18 protein-coding genes are annotated in these 17,140 nt (G+C 69.5%); 7 read left to right on the forward strand and 11 right to left on the reverse strand.

The annotated features are described in order from the left end of the window. The 3 genes from ACE3N6_RS16655 to ACE3N6_RS16665 form a co-directional block, all read right to left on the reverse strand. Window positions 1–2,075: AsmA family protein (locus tag ACE3N6_RS16655; RefSeq protein ID WP_374246923.1), on the reverse strand; the 2,075-nt coding region annotated here is incomplete at its 3' end. Between the two features lie 50 nt (window positions 2,076–2,125). Further along, the gene (locus tag ACE3N6_RS16660; protein WP_374246924.1) at window positions 2,126–4,495 is read right to left on the reverse strand and encodes a CHASE2 domain-containing protein; all 2,370 of its coding nucleotides are present in this window, start codon (window positions 4,493–4,495) and stop codon (window positions 2,126–2,128) included. Then, window positions 4,459–6,036 (reverse strand): FecR domain-containing protein, encoded by a 1,578-nt coding sequence (locus ACE3N6_RS16665; RefSeq protein ID WP_374246925.1) that lies wholly within the window; start codon window positions 6,034–6,036, stop codon window positions 4,459–4,461. Before ACE3N6_RS16665 ends, ACE3N6_RS16660 begins: the two co-directional genes overlap by 37 nt. 226 nt (window positions 6,037–6,262) lie before the next feature. Here ACE3N6_RS16665 and mscL point away from each other — a divergent pair, with 226 nt between their 5' ends. Continuing rightward, the gene (mscL, locus tag ACE3N6_RS16670; RefSeq protein WP_374246926.1) at window positions 6,263–6,682 is read left to right on the forward strand and encodes a large conductance mechanosensitive channel protein MscL; all 420 of its coding nucleotides are present in this window, start codon (window positions 6,263–6,265) and stop codon (window positions 6,680–6,682) included. Between the two features lie 43 nt (window positions 6,683–6,725). On the opposite strand, the gene ACE3N6_RS16675 is transcribed toward mscL, so the two are convergent. From ACE3N6_RS16675 to pyrE, 4 genes are all read right to left on the reverse strand, one after another. Next, a complete protein-coding gene (locus ACE3N6_RS16675; RefSeq protein ID WP_374246927.1) occupies window positions 6,726–7,454 on the reverse strand; it encodes a response regulator transcription factor in 729 nt (242 codons plus the stop codon). 86 nt (window positions 7,455–7,540) lie between these two features. Beyond that, on the reverse strand, window positions 7,541–8,182 hold the full coding sequence (locus ACE3N6_RS16680; RefSeq protein WP_374246928.1) for an MBL fold metallo-hydrolase: 642 nt from the start codon (window positions 8,180–8,182) through the stop codon (window positions 7,541–7,543). Between the two features lie 392 nt (window positions 8,183–8,574). Then, a complete protein-coding gene (locus tag ACE3N6_RS16685) occupies window positions 8,575–9,213 on the reverse strand; it encodes a hypothetical protein (protein WP_374246929.1) in 639 nt (212 codons plus the stop codon). 7 nt (window positions 9,214–9,220) lie between these two features. Continuing rightward, the gene (gene pyrE / locus ACE3N6_RS16690; RefSeq protein WP_374246930.1) at window positions 9,221–9,868 is read right to left on the reverse strand and encodes an orotate phosphoribosyltransferase; all 648 of its coding nucleotides are present in this window, start codon (window positions 9,866–9,868) and stop codon (window positions 9,221–9,223) included. A gap of 36 nt (window positions 9,869–9,904) precedes the next feature. Here pyrE and ACE3N6_RS16695 point away from each other — a divergent pair, with 36 nt between their 5' ends. The 5 genes from ACE3N6_RS16695 to ACE3N6_RS16715 all read left to right on the forward strand — a co-directional run bounded on the left by ACE3N6_RS16695 (window position 9,905) and on the right by ACE3N6_RS16715 (window position 12,482). Then, entirely contained in the window at window positions 9,905–10,693 is a 789-nt protein-coding gene (locus tag ACE3N6_RS16695) for an exodeoxyribonuclease III (protein WP_374246931.1), read from the forward strand. Window positions 10,694–10,925: 232 nt separating this feature from the next. After that, the gene (locus tag ACE3N6_RS16700) at window positions 10,926–11,234 is read left to right on the forward strand and encodes a YqjD family protein (protein WP_374246932.1); all 309 of its coding nucleotides are present in this window, start codon (window positions 10,926–10,928) and stop codon (window positions 11,232–11,234) included. A gap of 12 nt (window positions 11,235–11,246) precedes the next feature. Next, window positions 11,247–11,630 (forward strand): phage holin family protein, encoded by a 384-nt coding sequence (locus ACE3N6_RS16705; protein ID WP_374246933.1) that lies wholly within the window; start codon window positions 11,247–11,249, stop codon window positions 11,628–11,630. Next, window positions 11,627–11,911 (forward strand): YqjK-like family protein, encoded by a 285-nt coding sequence (locus tag ACE3N6_RS16710; protein WP_374246934.1) that lies wholly within the window; start codon window positions 11,627–11,629, stop codon window positions 11,909–11,911. The genes ACE3N6_RS16705 and ACE3N6_RS16710 overlap by 4 nt, the downstream gene beginning before the upstream one ends. Before the next feature lie 10 nt (window positions 11,912–11,921). Continuing rightward, a complete protein-coding gene (locus ACE3N6_RS16715; protein WP_374246935.1) occupies window positions 11,922–12,482 on the forward strand; it encodes a hypoxanthine-guanine phosphoribosyltransferase in 561 nt (186 codons plus the stop codon). Window positions 12,483–12,494: 12 nt separating this feature from the next. On the opposite strand, the gene ACE3N6_RS16720 is transcribed toward ACE3N6_RS16715, so the two are convergent. Further along, a complete protein-coding gene (locus tag ACE3N6_RS16720) occupies window positions 12,495–12,932 on the reverse strand; it encodes a MarR family winged helix-turn-helix transcriptional regulator (RefSeq protein WP_374246936.1) in 438 nt (145 codons plus the stop codon). A gap of 80 nt (window positions 12,933–13,012) precedes the next feature. Between ACE3N6_RS16720 and ACE3N6_RS16725 the strand changes: the two genes are divergently transcribed. Beyond that, a complete protein-coding gene (locus tag ACE3N6_RS16725; RefSeq protein WP_374246937.1) occupies window positions 13,013–14,188 on the forward strand; it encodes a PLP-dependent aminotransferase family protein in 1,176 nt (391 codons plus the stop codon). Window positions 14,189–14,209: 21 nt separating this feature from the next. Here the strand turns inward: ACE3N6_RS16725 and ACE3N6_RS16730 are convergent, their stop codons facing one another. From ACE3N6_RS16730 to ACE3N6_RS16740, 3 genes are all read right to left on the reverse strand, one after another. Continuing rightward, window positions 14,210–15,496, reverse strand: a complete 1,287-nt coding sequence (locus tag ACE3N6_RS16730) for a cobyrinate a,c-diamide synthase (protein WP_374246938.1) — start codon at window positions 15,494–15,496, stop codon at window positions 14,210–14,212. Beyond that, on the reverse strand, window positions 15,493–16,284 hold the full coding sequence (gene cobA, locus ACE3N6_RS16735) for a uroporphyrinogen-III C-methyltransferase (protein ID WP_374246939.1): 792 nt from the start codon (window positions 16,282–16,284) through the stop codon (window positions 15,493–15,495). The genes ACE3N6_RS16730 and cobA overlap by 4 nt, the downstream gene beginning before the upstream one ends. Before the next feature lie 26 nt (window positions 16,285–16,310). After that, the coding region (locus ACE3N6_RS16740) for a hypothetical protein (RefSeq protein ID WP_374246940.1) at window positions 16,311–17,140 on the reverse strand (830 nt) is incomplete at its 5' end.

Below are 17,140 nucleotides of genomic sequence, written 5' to 3' on the forward strand. Positions count from 1 at the left end.
GGCTCGAGCTGCCACTCGGGGCGGCCCAGCGCACCGCGGGCCCGCACCGGCACCGGTACGCCGCGCAGGCTGCCCAGCGCCGGCACATCCGCCGGCGCCAGCGCCAGCAGGCTGAGTCGCACCAGCGCATCCACCCGGGGCCCGGCGAGGTCGATGTCGCCGCCGCCGGCCAGCGCCAGCGCCGGGCTGCGGGCCTGCAGATCGCCGCTGCGGGCGTGCCCGTCGGCCACCGCGAAGCCGGCGGTCAGCTCGCCCACCGGCGTACTCTCGTTGTCGCGGTAGGGCCGCTTCGCCGGCTGACGGGCCTGGAGCGGCGCACGCCAGTCCTTCAGGGCGGCGCCGGCGTCGATGCCCCGGATGGCCCCGCCGCGCAGGCGCAGGCGGGCCTGACCGGCAAGCTGCCGGCGCAGTTCGGCCACGTTCTGGCCGCTGCCGGCCACGTCGATGAACAGGTTGAGCGCCCCGCTGGCCGGCTCCCGGCCGGTGGCGTCGCGCAGCAGCGGGGCCAGATTCACGTTCTCCGCATAGCTGCGCCACTGCAGCCGGTTGCCCTCGGCCGACAGGCTCGCGGTGGCTTCCAGCGTGCCGCCGTAGAGGCTGGCGGTGACCGCCGTCGCGGCCAGCCTGCCCCCGTGCAGGGCCAGGGGCAGGCGCAGGCGCTCGAACTGCAGGCCGCCTAGCTTGAGGCTGGCGACCCGCAGCACGCCGTCGACGTCCAGCCCCGGCAGAGCCGACGCGTCGATGCGGGTGGTGCCGTCGAGGGCGCCCAGGTAGCGGTCGGCATCGAGCCGATCCAGCTCCAGATCGAAGCCGACGCCCGGCGCGGAGAGCCGCGGCCAAGTCCAGCCGCCCTGCAGGTGGCTGCCGTCGATGCGCAGATCGAGCTTGCCGGCGCCGCTGTCCCGGGCGAAATCGAGCCGGCCGCCCAGCTGGGCGACCAGCTTGACCGGGGCCGCGCCGGCCTTGGCGGCGGTGAAGCCCAGCTCGCCGGCCAGCGCCGGGAGATCCAGCACCCGTCCGTCGGCCTGCCAGCGGACGCCGCCGCCCAGGCTGCCGGTGAACCGGCCGGCGGGGGTCTTCCAGTCGATGTCGGCGCTCAGCTTGTCGGTCGCCAGGGTGCTGCCCTTGGCGGCGAGCCCGGCCAGCCGGGCGCGGAGCTGCCCAGCCTGACCCTTGCCCTCCACCCGCAGGGTAGCCTCGGCGGTGGCGGCCTCGGGGCCGGCGTCGCCCAGCACCATCCGCGGGGCGGTGAAGCGCAGCTCAGTGGTGCGACCGTCGGCTTTGGCCTTGCCCAGCAGGCTCAGGCCGCTCGCCAGCAGCGGGCCCTCGCCGGGCCGCTGCAGCTCGGTGGCGGCCAGGTCGAGATCGACACCGGCCCGATCCGCCAGCGCACCCCGGGCCACCAGATGGGCGTTGCGCAGCTGGGGGCCGGCGGCGCCGCCAAGCCGGTAGCCGGCTTCCAGTTCCAGCCGCGCATCGGTGAGGGGCGCCGCCTGGGTGAGGCGGGCCGTGAGTTCGAGCCGGCCGTCGGCGTCGCGCCCGAGCCGGCCGGTGACGAGGCCCACATCCGACAGCGCGAAGTTGCGGCCGCTGGCCTCGTCGATGCCATTGACGATGCCGCCGGCGATGACCAGCCGCTCCACGTCGAACGCCAGCGGCGCCTCGGCCGGCGGCGGCGCGAGGAGATCGGCGGCGTTGAAGCGGCCATCCTTGCCCCGCCGCAGCGCCAGGCGCAGGCCGCTCACCTCGACCCGATCCACCACCACCCGCTGGGTCAGCAGCGGCAACAGGCGCACCCCGAGCGTGCCCTGCTCGACGCCCAGCAGCTCGCCGTCGCCGTTGCGCCCGGAGAGCGACATGGCCGGCAGGCGCAGCTCGAGGCGGGGGAACATGGCGAGTTCCACCGCGCCGTCGAAGCGCAGGTTGCGCTGGTGACGCTGCTTGGCGAAGTGGCTCAGTTCGGTGGCCAGACGCGCCCCGTCGAAGGTGGCGTGCAGGTACAGCGCCCCCGTCGCAACAGCCGTGCTGGCCCCTCCGAGGGCGAAGGCCAGGTACTTGAGGAATTTGAAACGCATGTCCGGAGAACCCACGAATCCGCGGCCTCGATCTTACCCCAGGCGCGCGCTCAACCCGTAATGGGCAGTGCGGTGGCGTTGCGCAGCGGCAGACGCAGCTCGAAGGTGCTGCCCTGGCCAAGAGTACTCTGGACATTCACCGCGCCCCCGTGGCGCTCGGCCACGGTCTTGACGATGAGCAGGCCCAGGCCAACCCCGGTGGGCTTGTCGCGCCCTTCCTCGACGATCCGGGAGAAGCGCTTGAACAGCCGCGGCAGCGCATCGGGAGGGATGCCCGCGCCCTGGTCGCTGACCCGGATCACCCAGTCCGGCCCTTCGGCCGACAGGCGCACCGACACCGTGCTGTTGGCGGCGCCGTACTTGATGGCGTTGGTAAGCAGGTTGATGACCGCCCGGCGCAGCAGCGAGAAGTCGCCCCGCACGATGGCCTCCTCGGTCTCGGCGTCGCGGGTATCCACCTCGACGCGGATGCCCCGCGCCTGGGCCTGGGGCCACACCTCGTCGGCGGCGGAATCCACCAGACCGGCCAGATCGAGTTCGACGAAGTCCTTCGGGTCGGAACCCTCCGCCCGCACCAGGCGGAACAGGCCGTCGGCCAGATCGAGGGCCGACCGGGCGTAGCGGGCGATCCGCGGGATCTGCGGGCCCCAGTCGGGCGTGCCGCCGCCCTGCTGCCCGTCGATCAGGGTGAGGATGGAGGCCAGCGGCGCCCGCAGGTCGTGGGACAGGAAGTGCATGGTGTCTTCCCGGCTGCGCTGGGCCTCGTGCATCGCGGTAACGTCGGCGAGGCCGATCACCCGGCCGGGGCGGCCGCTCGATTCGGTCACCAGATCGGCCACCGACACCAGCAGGTAGCGCTTCTTGTCGGGCGTCAGCTCGAACTGGCGGATGCCCGAGAAGCCGGACAGATCCGGCAGACCGTCGCGCATCGGCACGTAAACCGGCCACGGCAGCTCGCGCAGGGCGGCCAGCAGGGCGTCGCTGCGGAAGGCGCGCAGCAGGTAGCGGGCGCGCTCGTTGTGGAGGATCACCCGGTCGAGCTGGTCGATCACCACCACGCCGATGGGCAGGTGCTCCAGGGTGTCGGCGATGAAGCGGCGCACGTCCCGCTGGTGCTGGGCCACCTGGCGGACGATGCGGATGCGCTGCTCCAGCGGGTCGGCGGCAGCGCCCTCGTCGTCGGGCAGCAGGCCGATGGGCGAGCCTTCGCGTTCGAGGGCGATCAGCTCGGCGTCCAGGTAGCGCTGGGCCGCCTCCAGGCGTCGCCAGCTCCACAAGGGGTAGGCCAGCATGCAGCCGCCCACCGCCGAAGCGGGCCCGAACCACCAGCCGCCCACCGTCACCCCCAGCGCCGCCAGCAGCAGCGCCGCGGCGGCGAGCGCGAAGGAGGTCATCAGGCCGATCCGGGCGTCGGCGTAGAGCAGCACCAGCATCAGCCCGCCCACCATCAGCCCGGCCACCAGCGCCGCCACCCACGAAGGCAGGGGGGTGATGACGCCGTCGCCGTGGAGGGCGTCGTAGACGTTGGCCTGGAACTCGATGCCCGGCATCGAGCGCGACAGGCCCGAAGTGGGCGTCGGCACGGCTTCGGCCATGCCCGACGCGGTGGCGCCCACCAGCAGCAGCTTGCCCCGCAGCGCCGCGGCCGGCACCTCGCCGTTGAGCACGGCGCGGTACGAGTAGTGGATGTAGCTGCCCGGCGCGCCCGAGAAGCGGATGCGCAGCCAGCCGGCGCGCTGCCATTGCTGGGCGTCGGCGCCCTCGCGGGGGGTGGGCTGGGAGTAGAGCTTGCGCACCGTCGGGTCCACCACCCGCAGCAGCGCCAGGGCGAGCTGGGGATAGCGGGGCGTGCCGAAGCCTTCCCACAGGTAAACGCTACGGGCGATCCCGTCCGGGTCGAACTCGAGCTGGTCGTGCCCCAGCGCCGCCGCCGCGTCGGCGAACAGGGGAAGGGGCAGCACCTCGCCGCTGAGCACCGACCCGGTGGTGGCCTGGCTGAGGGGTAGCACCACCCGGCCGTAGTCGCGCATGGCGCGGGCGAGGGCCTCGTCGGCGGCGGGATCGTCGCGGCTCGGGGCGTCGAGGAGGACATCCAGCATCACCGCCGCCGCCCCCACCTCGCGGGCCCGGTCGATCAGCGCCGCATGGATACGCCGCGACCACGGCCAGCGCCCGAGGCTGGCCAGACTGGCGTCGTCGATGGAGACGATCACCACCTGATCGCTCGGCGGCGACACCCAGCTGGTGAGTACGCCGTCGTAGATCGTCTGGTCGATGCGCCACAGCCAGCCCTCGATCGCCGACGCAACCGCCAGCGACACGCACAGCACGGTGACCGCAACCCACTCGACGGTGGGCCGGCGCAGGGATCCGCCAACGTTCTTCACGGGTTCGGCGCTGCGGGCGAAGAGATGGACCACCAGGGCAGCAGGACGAACGAGCGGACGGTCTGCACCCCCGACCACGGGCTGACCGTGCCATCCGGATTGGCGCCGCGCAGGCGCAGGTAATACGTGCCGGCCGCCGGGGCGGGAACGGTGAACGCCGCCTCGCCAATGCGCTGTTCGGCGATCAGATCGGTGAAGCCGGCATCCCGCGCCAGCTGCACCTCGTAGATGCGGTCTCCGCCGCCCGGCCAGGCAAAGCGCAGGCGCTGGTTGTAGGTGGTGAGGCTGGCCGGGCCCGGCGCCGCGCGGACGACGTACTGCGCCCGTTCGCCCCACGGCCCCTGGCGGCCGTCCGCCGCCACGCTGGCAACCCGCCCGTCGTAGCGCCCCGGCGCCAGCTGCGGATCGAAGCCGCCGCCCGGCACCTCGCGGTCGACGATGGGCGCGGCGAAGCCGCCTTCGCCGGCAAGCTGCACCCGGTAGCGCACTGCCTCGCGCTCGGCACGCCAGACAAGGCGACTGCCATCCTGAGCCAGCCCGACCGGGGCGAGGGGACGCGCCTGGACCTGGAACGTCCGGGTCGCATCGAAACCTTCGAGCCCGGCGCTGTCGATGGCGCGCACGCGCAGCCAGTAGGCGCCGTCGGGCAGACCGGCAAAGCGGGCCGGGGGCGCCGGGAAGACCCCGTCCGTCACCACATCGGCGAACGCTTCGTCCCGGGCCACCTGGGCCCGGTAGCCGGCGGCCTCCGCCACCGGCGCAAAGGGCAGGCTCACGTCGACCTGCTCGAAGCGGAGCGTGCCGCCATCGAGCACCGGCGCCGGCAACAGCGGTCGCAACGGCGGCAACGCCTCGCCCGCCCGGGCAACCAGCCCGAAACCCTTCGGCAGGGCCTTCGGCGCGCCGCCGCCGGCCGGCTTGAACTGGACTTCGCCACCGGTCACCTCGGCCTGAGCGGCCTGGTCGTCGGGGTTGGCACCCACACGGAACTCGGTGCCGCGCACGGCCACCGAGCTGGTCGGGGTGCGGATCTGATAGCGGGCAGCCGGCCCGCGCTGGGCCTCGACGCGGGTCTCGACACGCCCCCGCTCGAGGAAGACCTCTGCACTCTGCCCCCCAAACCCGTGCACCCCGTGGAGCTTGTCGATACGCGCCGCGCTCTTGGGCTGAACGGTCAGGCGCGACTCATCGGGCAGCAGCAGAGTGACGAACGCGCCCTCGCCGGTCCGCAGAAAAGCCCCGACCGGCACCTTCGCATCCAGCCCCAGGGCCCGACCGTCCATCGTCACGTCCCCCTGCAGGGCCACCACCCGCGCCACCCGCGGCTCGATCCGCAGCCAGGCTTCGGGGATGCGCAGCTTCGCCCCCACCGGCACGCGCAGGGAGTCGAGCACCCGGTTATGCAACTGGAGGTTCTTCCACCCGAAAGGGGCTGCCAGAAACTGCCGCTCCAGCCCGATCAGGGTGTCGCCCGAACGCGTGGTGTAGATGAGTTCCCGCTCGGCTGCAACAACGCCGGAGGACGCCAGGACGCCCACAGCAACGCCCAGAAAACGTAAATGATGACGAACCACGGATGGTGTCTTTCGGTCGAGTTTGGCTCGATATATTAGTTGGCGGACAACGGCAGGGTGCAAAACTTCGCAAACTTCCCCTGAATTGTGTCACGCCGTGCTAAAGACACAAACCATAGGTGCATCCCGCCTTTTAAGATGGAAAAGGACGCCTTTTACTTGGGTGAGGCTCCCGGTTTCCGTGAATCCAAAGCCCAAATTTCAACTGATGCAATTAGGAGCAGCCATGAGCTTTCTTCAGGAATTCAAAGAATTTGCAATGAAAGGCAATGTGGTCGACCTTGCCGTCGGCGTCATCATCGGTGGAGCCTTCCAGAAGATCGTCGACTCTCTCGTCAAGGACATGCTGATGCCTGTTCTCGGCAAGCTGCTGGGCGGCGTCGACTTCAAGCACCTCTACATCAACCTGGGCGACAAGACCTTCGAAACCATGGAAGCGGCCGAAAAGGCTGGCGCCCCGCTGTTCAAATACGGCGTATTCGTCAACTCGATCATCGACTTCCTGATCGTCGCAATGGCCATTTTCGTGGCGATCAAGGCGATGAACAAGCTCAAGCGCGACGAGCCGGCGCCGGTTGAAGAAGCTCCGGCCGAACCGGAAGACGTGAAGCTGCTGCGGGAAATCCGCGACGCGCTGAAGAAATAAGCGCCGCCGGACAGGGTTCCCGGACGGGAACCCTGCGAAGACATCAGGCCGGCGAAAGCACCGCCGTGCCGACAGAAGGCGACTCGGACGGATCGATCCGCTCCAGCCGGTAACCGAAGTTGTAGGTCGGAGTCAGACGGAAGCCGTTTTCCGGACGCAGGTTGAGCTTGCTGCGGACGCGGCTGATGTGGGTATCGACCGTCCGGGTCGCCAGATCGGGGTTACGGCCCCAGACCGCTTCCAGCAGATGGCCGCGGGACAGCAGGCGCCCCAGGTTGCGGAACAGGAAGGCCGCCAGTTCGAATTCCTTGTCGGTCATCTCGATGGGCACGCCATCGACCGTCAGCACCTTGCGGGCCAGATCGAAGTTGAACGGCGCCACCACCAGGCTCTGGTTGTTGGTGCGAGGCTGGGAGCGGCGCATCACCGCCTCGATCCGCGACAGCAGTTCGATACGGCGCGGCGGCTTGATCAGATAATCGTCCGCCCCGGCACTGAACGCATTGGCGATATCCTCCTCCGCATCGCGGGAGGTGATGAAGATCGCCGGCGTATCGTTGCCGCGCTCGACGCGCAGCCAGCGCAGCACCTGCTCGCCGGTGAGGTCGGGGAGCACCCAGTCCACCAGGAACAGATCGAAACTTTCACGGCTCGCTACGCGCATCAATTCGCGAGCCAATCCGAAACCATGCACATCGTGCCCGGCTTCCCTCAGCCAGCCCGTCAGGACTTCCATCTGGGCCGGATCATCTTCGAGAATAGCGAATCGCACGCTGGTCTACCTTTTTTCGAGTAATTAAGCACGCCCACCCACAACCACGCTCAGACTCCTTTGGCCGCAATTCACGCGAACGGAGTTCATGCGTAGTCACCCACATACGGATTGCTTTCGCGTTCCTCGCCGAAATCCGACATCGGACCGTGGCCAGGAATGAAAGCCACATCCTTGCCCAACGGCCAGAGCTTGTGACGGATGGAGTTCACGAGCGTGGCGTGATTTCCCCGCGGGAAATCGGTACGGCCAATGGAACCGGCGAAAAGCACATCGCCCACCACCGCCAGGCGTGCGGCGGTGCTGAAAAAAACCACATGTCCCGGCGTGTGGCCCGGACAATGCAGCACATCCAGACTTTCCTCGCCGACGCTGACGGTATCGCCATCGACCAGCCAGCGATCGGGCGTGAAGGCCTCGACCTGCGGAAAACCGAACATCTTGCTCTGCTGCGGCAAGGCATCGATCCAGAAACTGTCCTCTCGCTCGGGGCCCTCGATCGGCACATTGAGCCGGCGAGCCAATTCGGCCGTCCCGCCGGCATGATCGATATGACCATGGGTGAGGAGGATCTTCTCGACCGTCAGCCCCAGTTCGGTGATCGTCGCCACGATGCGATCCACATCGCCTCCCGGATCCACCACTGCAGCGCGGCGCGACACATCGCACCACAGCAGCGAGCAATTCTGTTCGAACGAGGTAACCGGGACGATCTTGTATCGGAGCATGTCAATTCTGTAAAAGCGGAAACGGAAAGGAATAACGTATGGCCATGTATCCGAACCCCGCCATTCGCTGCCGGCTTCCTGAGGCCTTGCATGCTTCAAAGTTTATCATGCACCAAAACGGCCACCATTCACGTTCTCGCCTCCCCGCCCCGGAATGGGCGTGCCTGACACGCTTGTTTTCATTCAGACGCGATTTACGGGAACGTAAATGTCAGAAAGCCTTGCGCAGATACAATGGCGAAATACTTTCGGAGAAAACCGGGGAAAGTCGCGCCAGCAAAGGCCGCCCCCGACTTTATTCCAAGAAGTAAATTAGGCACCTATTTGACGGTCGGATATGCTTTTTGAAAAAAAGCGCACCAAACCGATGGCGCCGACGACGGGGAATTGTTTCAGCGCGGCGCCGGAGCGGTCCCGCGGGGTTCGGTCAGGGCGATGTAACGGATGCGGTCCTGCTCGTAGCGGGTGCGGATGGCTTCCACCTCGCGCTTCTTCGCCTCAATCACCGAGCCCTGGGCGGCCAGTTCGCTGTCCGACTCGCGCAGCGCCGCAGCCAGCGGAGCGGGCATCGGACGCTTGGCGTAGAACTCCGCCTCCCGGTTGAGGCTTTCGCGCTTCTTGAGCAGCTGAGCCTGGCGGGCCTCGGCGCGCTTGAGATCCTGATCGACCCCCTCCAGCGCCCGATCGCGACGGGTCTCGATGTCCGCCACGCTGGAGTAGGTCTCGAGCAGCGACTGGTTGCGCCGCTGCTCGGCCCTCAGCCGGGCCTGCTCGAGGCGCTTGGCGCGCTCCTCGGCTTCCCGGCGGGCGAGCTGTTCGGGGGTGAGCGGCGGCTCGACGAGACGCCGCACGGTTCCCTGGGGGCTCATCTCCCGATAACCCTTGCCGTAGCACTGCATCGGCAGCACGTCGCCGCACACCTGGTGGCCGTTGTCCATGCAGCAGAACACCGACCCCTTGGAGGCGGACGCAGAGGTCTGCGCCGCCACGGGCAGCACCGTCCAGAGGGCGAAGAGAAGAGCTCGACGCATCATCGGCTCAGCGATCCACCGCCACGCCGTAGGTTTCCCGGTAGCGCTGCACGGCCGCCAGGTTGGCGGCCAGAGCCGGACTGTCGTGGAGATAGCCGATGAGATCCTGCAGCGTGGCCACCGCCAGCACCGGAATGCCGTAGGTGTCGCGCACCTCCTGCACCGCCGACAGGGCACCGGTGCCGCGTTCCATGCGGTCGAGGGCGATCACCACCGCCGACGGCGTGGCGCCGTGGGCGCGGATGATCTCGACAGACTCGCGCACCGAGGTACCGGCGGAGATCACGTCGTCGAGAATCGCCACCCGGCCCGCCAGGGGCGCACCGACCAGGGTGCCACCTTCGCCGTGATCCTTGGCTTCCTTGCGGTTGAAGCAGAACGGCAGGCTGTGGCCCCGCTCGGCGAGCCGCATGGCCGTGCCGGCCACCAGCGGGATGCCCTTGTAGGCCGGCCCGAAGAGCATGTCGCAGGGCAGCTCGGCCGCCACCAGGGTGCGTGCGTAGAAATCGCACAGCTGACCGAAGGAGGCACCGTCGTTGAACAGGCCTGCATTGAAGAAGTAGGGCGACAGCCGCCCGGCCTTGGTGACGAACTCCCCAAATCGCAGGACGCCCTTATCGCAGGCGAGCTGGATGAAATCGCGGCTAAAATTCACGTCTATCCCAAAAAAAATCGGACCAAGCTACACAAAATGTTACGCGTCGTGACCGTCAACCTCAACGGCATCCGCTCTGCCACCGTGAAAGGGTTCCTACCCTGGCTGGCACTTCAGAACGCGGATGTGGTGTGCCTCCAGGAACTCAAGGCACAGATCGGCGACCTGACGCCGGAAATGCTCAACCCCGCACCGCTGTCCGGCTACTTCCACTGCGCGGTTAAAAAGGGCTACAGCGGCGTCGGAATTTACACCCGAAAGCCCCCTGACCGCATCATTGAAGGTATCGACAACGAAGAATTCGACGCCGAGGGGCGCTATCTTCAGCTCGATTTCGGCTCCTTGTCGGTGGTTTCCTTATATTTGCCCTCCGGCTCCAGTTCTGACGAGCGTCAAATTGCAAAATTCCGTTTCATGGACCTCTTCCTTCCCCGCATGGCCGAACTTCGCGCCAGCGGGCAGGAGGTGATCGTCTGCGGCGACTGGAACATCGCCCACCAGGCCATCGACCTCAAGAACTGGCGCTCCAACCAGAAGAACTCCGGCTTCCTCCCCGAAGAGCGCGCCTGGCTGGGCCGCCTGTTCGACGAGCAGGGCTGGATCGACACCTACCGCCGCCTCCACCCCGACGCCACCGACGCCTGCTACACCTGGTGGTCGAACCGCGGCCAGGCCTGGGCCAAGAACGTCGGCTGGCGGCTCGACTACCAGATCGCCACCCCCGGCATCGGCCAGCGCGCGGTTCGCACTGCGGTCTACAAGGATCAGCGTTTCAGCGATCACGCCCCGCTCACCGTCGATTACGACCATCCGTTCGTCGAATGACAAAAGATTTTCCTTTTTCGGCCGGGGATCGGGCTTTATTCAATAAAATTTACTTATAATTAATTTCATACCCGTTTATGCCAAGCTGCGACAGGCGCCGGCCAGCCAGCTTCGGCGCGGTTTGCCTTCGGGAACGAATGCGATTAGCCTTGGTCTGGAAACCATGGCCGCCCCGAGGTGGCCCGCACGCTTCACCCACCTTTGCCTTAGTCAGAAGAACCAGGAGAACGCCATGAGCGAAGCACAAGTCAGCAAGGAAAAACTCGTTTCCGATTTCAAGGCCGTCGTCGCCGACACCGAAGAGCTGCTCAAGCTCACCGCCGGTCAGGCCGGCGAGAAGGTTGCCGATGTGCGTGCCCGCCTTGGCGAGCGCCTCACCTCTGCCAAGTACAAGCTCCAGGATCTCGAAGCCGCCGTCGTCGAAAAGACCAAGGCTGCCGCCCGTGCCACCGACGACTACGTCCACGAGAACCCCTGGAAGGCCGTCGGCGTCGCGGCCGGCGTGGGCTTCCTGCTCGGCCTGCTGGTCAATCGCCGTTAAGCGCGGCCACGCATGAGCGACCCCGCGCCCACGCGGCTGGGCGAATCCCTCCGGGGGTTCGCCGATTCCGGGCTGGCCACGATCCAGGCCCGGCTTGAGCTTTTCGGCCTTGAGCTGAAGGAAGAGAAGCTGCGCGCCGGCGGCTTCCTGTTCGATACCGTGCTGGCCGCGCTGTTCATCGGTTTCGGCTTCGTCTTCCTGCTGGCCTTCCTCACCGTGCTGTTCTGGGACACCCACCGCCTGCTGGCGCTGGGCCTCGCCACCACCGGGCTGTTCGCCGCCGGGGTGTGGGCGGGCACCCGCGCAGCCGCCCGCCTGCGAGCCGGATCGCGGCTGTTCTCGGCCAGCCTGGCCGAGATCGCCCACGACCGGGACAGCCTGCGCCCGAAAGAATGAACCCCGAACTCGTCGAGCTTGCCCTGCGCAAGCAGCGCCTGCAGATCCGCATCGCCGACCAGCGCGCCGCGATGGTGCGTCACGCCCAGGGCTTCGCGCCGGTGTTCCGCGGCGTGGATAAGGCGGTCGATGGGCTCGTGTGGGCCCGCGATCACGCCCCCCTGCTGTCGGGCGTGGGCCTCTTCCTGCTGGCGGTGCGGCCCCGGGCTGCCCTGCGCTGGGCCCGCCGGGGCTGGGCAGGCTGGCAGCTGGTACGCCGGGTGCGCGCCCTCGTCTCCTGAGATTCACCCGATGAAACCGGTCGACCTCGACGAAATCCGCCGCGTCCGCGACGAAGCCGATTGCCTGTGCGACGCCACCGAGGTGGACGCCGCCCTGTCCCGCCTCGCCTCCGACATCACCGCCCGCCTCCACGACCGCAACCCGGTGGTCTACACCGTGATGAACGGCGGGCTGGTGCTGGCCGGCCGGCTCCTGCCGCGGCTACCCTTCCCGCTCGAGGTCGGTTACCTCCACGCCACCCGCTACGGCCACTCGCTGCAGGGCACCCTGCTCGACTGGCTGGTGAGCCCCACCCACGATCTGCGCGACCGCACCGTGCTGGTGCTCGACGACATCCTCGACGAGGGCCACACCCTCGCCGCGATCATCCACCACCTCAAGGCCGAAGGCGCCCGGGAGGTCTTCTCGGCGGTGCTGGTTCACAAGAACCACGAACGCAAGGCCTGGCCGGCGATGCGTGCCGACTTCACCGGGCTCGAGGTGGCCGACCGCTTCCTGTTCGGCAGCGGCATGGATTACAAGGGCTACTGGCGCAACGCGCCGGGCATCTACGCCCTCAAGGGGCACTGAGCGCCGGGCGGATCAGCCGGTCGCGTCCTTCAGCGCCGCCATCAGCCCGCGCCAGGTGCGCTCGGCCTCCGGGCCGGCGGCGGCGAACACCTTTTCAAGCAGCGCCATCTGGGTGCCCGACAGCTGGTTTTCCAGCTGCCCGCCCAGGGGCGTCAGTTCGAGCCGCTTCACCCGACGATCCTGCCCGTCCGGCACGGCCGCCACCAGCTGCCGCTCCACCAGCTGCCGCAGCGGCCCGTTGAGCGCCTGCTTGCTCACCCCCAGCACGCCCTGCAGCGCGGTCACGGCGATGCCCGGCTGCCGCGCCACGAAATACAGCACCCGATGATGAACCCGGCCCAGCCCCCAGGTTTCCAGCAGCCGGTCGGGCGGGGCGGTGAAGGCCCGGTAGCCGAAGAAGAACAGCTCGATGGCCTCGCGCAGCTCGGCCTGACGATTTAGGTCAACCATATTGACATTTCTCGATGGGAGGATCAGGATTAATAGGTCAATATACTTGACCAATTCTACCCCAAACCCTGGAGAAAGCCATGCCTTCCCGTACCGCCGACCGCCTTCCCCTCTCCCTCTCCGCCCGGGTGCACGACCTGCACCCGTCGCCGATCCGGGAGATCCTGGCGGTCGTAGGGCGGCCGGGCATGATCTCCTTCGCTGGCGGCCTGCCCGCTGCCGAAACCTTCCCCGAGCTGGGCCTGGCCGCGCCCCACGAGGCGCTCCAGTACGGCCCCAGCGAGGGCGATCCGGCCCTGCGCGAGCGCATCGCCGGCGAGCTTGCCGCCCTCGGCCTCGACGCCCCGCCGGAGCGGGTGCTGGTGCTGTCCGGCTCCCAGCAGGGCATCGACCTGGTGGGCAAGCTGTTCATCGACGCCGGCACGCCGGTCGCCGTCGAGTCGCCCACCTACCTCGCGGCGCTGCAGGTGTTCCGCTTCTTTGGCGCCCGCTTCGCCCCCTTCTCGCCCGAGACGGTGAGCGCCGGCTTCTTCCGCAACCACCGCCCGGCCTTTGCCTACGCCATCCCCACCTTCCAGAACCCCACCGGCCGCTGCTACGGCGCTGCCGAGCGGGCCGCCCTGGCCGCGGCGTGCATGGAATCCGGCGTACCGATGTTCGAGGACGACCCCTACCGGGATCTGGTGTTCGACGCCTGCGAGCGGCGCCCGGTGTGCGCCGGCATCCAAGGCAGCCCGTGGATCTACCAGGGCTCGTTCTCCAAGAGCCTCGCGCCGGGCTTGCGGCTGGGCTTCCTGGCGGCATCGCCCGAACTGTTCGCCCCGCTGGTGCGCCTCAAGCAGGCCGCCGACCTGCACAGCAACCGGCTCAGCCAATGGCTGGTGCTGCAGCAGCTCGAAGCTGCCGGGCGCCCGGCGCGGCTGGCCCGGCTGGCGGATTTCTACCGGGCCAAGCGCGACGCCTTCGATGCCGCCCTGCGACGCCACTTCAGCGGGCTGGCCGACTGGCAGACGCCGGCCGGCGGGCTGTTCTTCTGGCTGCAGTTGCGCCAGCCCATCGACACCCGCCTGCTGTTGCCGGCCGCCATCGGGCAAGGCGTGGCCTTCATGCCCGGCGAGGCCTTCTACCCGCTCGACCCCCGCGCCGGCACCCTGCGCCTGAACTTCAGCCACGCGGCCGAAGACGAGATGGACCGCGGTCTGGCGATCCTCGCCGGGCTGGTCGTCGAGGCGCAGGGCAAGCTCACCCGGGGGTGAGCGCCGCCCGCCGGTGCTCGGTCAGCCCAGCAGCGCCGCCACGGCGGCCGGGTTGGACGGAAAGTAGAAGTGGACGTACGAGGCCGTGGTGCGCCCGACGCGGTAGATCGCCTCGCCCTCCCGCCCGGTGAGCGAGGCGGCGCGGGCCACCGGGGCCAGCGGCGTGTCGCTGGTGGAGTAGTGGAAGGTGTGGCCGGCGATGCGGCCTTCGGGCAGCTCGGCCACCTGAGTGCCCAGCGCGGCGAGGCGGGCCTGCATCCGGGTGTGGCCGGGCAGCAGGCCGGCGCCCGGGTGGGTCACGCCGTCCTTGTCGGTGAGGCTTTCGAACAGGCTCATCATGCCGCCGCATTCGGCCAGCAGCGGCTTGCCGGCCGCCACGTGGGCGGCGAGATCCGCCTGCCAGCGGGCGTTGGCGGCGAGTTGGGCGGCGTGGAGTTCGGGGTAGCCGCCGGGCAGCCACAGGGCGTCGCAGGCGGGGAGGGCGTCGCCGGCGAGCGGCGAGAAGTACGCCACCCGCGCGCCAAGGGCCGCCAGCAGGTCGACGTTGGCCGGGTAGATGAAGCCGAAGGCGGCATCGCGGGCGATCGCCACGGTGCGGCCGGCCAGCAGCGGTGCGACCGGCGGCGGCGCGGCGGGCGGAAAACGCACCGCCGGGGGCAGATCGGCCGCGCCGGTGCGGGCCAGGTGGTCGGCCAGGCGGTCGAGGCGGGCGTCCAGATCGGCGATCTCGGCGGCCTGCAGGATGCCCAGGTGGCGCTCGGGCAGCGCGGCGTCGGCGTCCCGCGGGATCGCGCCGTACCAGGCAATGTCGGCCGGCAGGCAGTCGCGCAGCAGCGTGGCGTGGCCCTCGCTGCCCACGTGGTTGGCGAGCACCCCCGAGAAGGGCAGGTCGGGCTGGTAGCGGGCGAGGCCGTAGGCCACCGCGGCGAAGGTCTGGGCCATCGCCTTGGCGTCGATCACCGCCATCACCGGAATGCCGAAGCGGCGGGCGATGTCGGCGCCCGAGGGCTTGCCGTCGAAGAGGCCCATCACCCCTTCGACGAGGATCAGGTCGACCTCCTGCGCGGCGGCGTGGAGTCGCCACGCAGCATCCGCGTCGCCGCACATGCCCAGGTCGAGGTTGTAGACCGGCGCGCCGGTGGCGACGGCGTGGATCTGCGGATCGAGGAAATCCGGCCCGCACTTGAACACCCGCACCTTGCGCCCCTGGCGCACGTGCAGGCGGGCCAGCGCCGCGGTGACGGTGGTCTTGCCCTGGCCGGACGAAGGCGCGGCGACGAACAGCGCGGGGCAGCGGGCGGGCGTCATTCGTCGCGCTCCGGGTGGAACCACGCGAGGCGCGGCTGCAGCGACACCACGTCGCCGACGATGGTGAGCGCCGGCGGGGCGATGCCGGCCGCCTTCACCGCAGCCGGCAAGGTTGCCAGATCGGCGGTCACGACGCGCTGGGCCGGGGTGGTGCCACGCCGCACGACGGCCGCCGGGGTGGTGGCGGGCAGGCCGTGGGCCACCAGCTTGTCGCAGATCGTCGCCAGCTGGGTGATGCCCATGTAGAACACCAGGGTCTGCCTGCCGCGGGCAAGCATGTCCCAGTCCAGGTCCACCGTGCCGTCCTTCAGGTGGCCGGTGACGAACACGCAGGCCTGGGCGAAATCCCGGTGGGTGAGGGGGATGCCGGCGTAGGCGCCGATGCCCGCCGCGGCGGTGATGCCGGGGATGACCTCGAAGGGCACGCCGGCCTTCACCAGCTCCTCTACCTCCTCGCCGCCGCGCCCGAAGATGAACGGATCGCCGCCCTTCAGGCGCACCACGCGCTTGCCCTGACGGGCCAGCTCGACCAGCAGCAGGTTGATGTCGCCCTGGGGCAGGGCGTGGTTGGAGGCCTTCTTGCCCACGTAGATGCGCTCGATGCGGGCCGGGATGCAGGCCAGCACCTCCGCGCTCACCAGGTTGTCGTAGACCAGCACGTCGGCCTCCAGCAGCAGGCGGGCGGCGCGCAGGGTGAGGAGTTCCGGATCGCCCGGGCCGGCGCCCACGAGGTACACCCAGCCCGGCTGGGCCGGACGATGGCTGGCGGAAAAGACGGTTTCGGACACGGCGGCGCTCCCGGCGGAATCGGCGATCAGTTTAAGGGCTTGCGCCACAGGGCGAGGCGGATCGGGGCCGCGGGCGCAAAGCGCAGCCGGCCGGCCACCGTCTCGCCACGGGCGAGGCTGAGTTCCTGCCAAGCCTCGGCCGGCACCTGGGCGGCGAAGGCAAGCAGGTCGGCGCGGGCGTGGTCGTCCTCGGCGGTGGCCACCAGCCGGCCGCCCGGGGCGAGGCGCGCCCAGGCCGCCGCCAGCCAGTCCGACAGGCCGACGCCGCCACGCACGAACACCGCCTCGGGCATCGGCCACTCGCGGCAGCGCAGGGGCGAGGCGGACGGGATCGCGGCGAGGTTCTCGCCGACCCCGGCGCGGGCCATCGCCACGCCCAGCAGGCTGGGCTCGACGCCCACCGCGCGCACCCGCGCCGTCGGCACCGCCCGGGCCCATTCCAGCGCCAGGCTGGCTTCGCCGTCGGAGATCGCCCAGCCCTGCTCCCACGCCGCCGGCTGCAGCCAGGCCAGGGCCAGCAGGCGCGCGGCCAGCGGCAGGGCGGCCGGCGCGTCCTCGCCCAGCGCGGCGTCGGTGAGGCCGGGCAGCTCGGCAAACACCCCGGCCGACGGGCCGGTGGCGACGATCAGCACCGCGTGGGCATCGAAGGGCTCGCGCAACGCGGCCAGTTCGGTGGCCAGCCAGGCGCGGGAACGCAGGCCGTCGGCGGCGAACTCGCACACCCACACCCGGGCGCCGGCAAAGCCGCTGTCCACCAGCAGCCGGGCCACCGCGCCGGGGGCGGCGGCATCGGACACCGGCACCGCCAGCAGGCGATGGGCGCGCAGCTGACCGCGCAGCGCAGCCAGCGGCGCCC

The organism is Zoogloea sp. (assembly GCF_041904905.1).
Taxonomy (GTDB): domain Bacteria; phylum Pseudomonadota; class Gammaproteobacteria; order Burkholderiales; family Rhodocyclaceae; genus Zoogloea.

Coding starts and splice junctions, on each gene's coding strand:
- ACE3N6_RS16710 (WP_374246934.1), top strand. CDS start 11,627: ATGAACCCCGAACTCGTCGAGCTTGCCCTGCGCAAGCAGCGCCTGCAG.
- ACE3N6_RS16695 (WP_374246931.1), top strand. CDS start 9,905: ATGTTACGCGTCGTGACCGTCAACCTCAACGGCATCCGCTCTGCCACC.
- ACE3N6_RS16680 (WP_374246928.1), bottom strand. CDS start 8,182: ATGCTCCGATACAAGATCGTCCCGGTTACCTCGTTCGAACAGAATTGC.
- ACE3N6_RS16725 (WP_374246937.1), top strand. CDS start 13,013: ATGCCTTCCCGTACCGCCGACCGCCTTCCCCTCTCCCTCTCCGCCCGG.
- ACE3N6_RS16700 (WP_374246932.1), top strand. CDS start 10,926: ATGAGCGAAGCACAAGTCAGCAAGGAAAAACTCGTTTCCGATTTCAAG.
- ACE3N6_RS16715 (WP_374246935.1), top strand. CDS start 11,922: ATGAAACCGGTCGACCTCGACGAAATCCGCCGCGTCCGCGACGAAGCC.
- ACE3N6_RS16685 (WP_374246929.1), bottom strand. CDS start 9,213: ATGCGTCGAGCTCTTCTCTTCGCCCTCTGGACGGTGCTGCCCGTGGCG.
- mscL (WP_374246926.1), top strand. CDS start 6,263: ATGAGCTTTCTTCAGGAATTCAAAGAATTTGCAATGAAAGGCAATGTG.
- ACE3N6_RS16720 (WP_374246936.1), bottom strand. CDS start 12,932: ATGGTTGACCTAAATCGTCAGGCCGAGCTGCGCGAGGCCATCGAGCTG.
- ACE3N6_RS16730 (WP_374246938.1), bottom strand. CDS start 15,496: ATGACGCCCGCCCGCTGCCCCGCGCTGTTCGTCGCCGCGCCTTCGTCC.
- ACE3N6_RS16705 (WP_374246933.1), top strand. CDS start 11,247: ATGAGCGACCCCGCGCCCACGCGGCTGGGCGAATCCCTCCGGGGGTTC.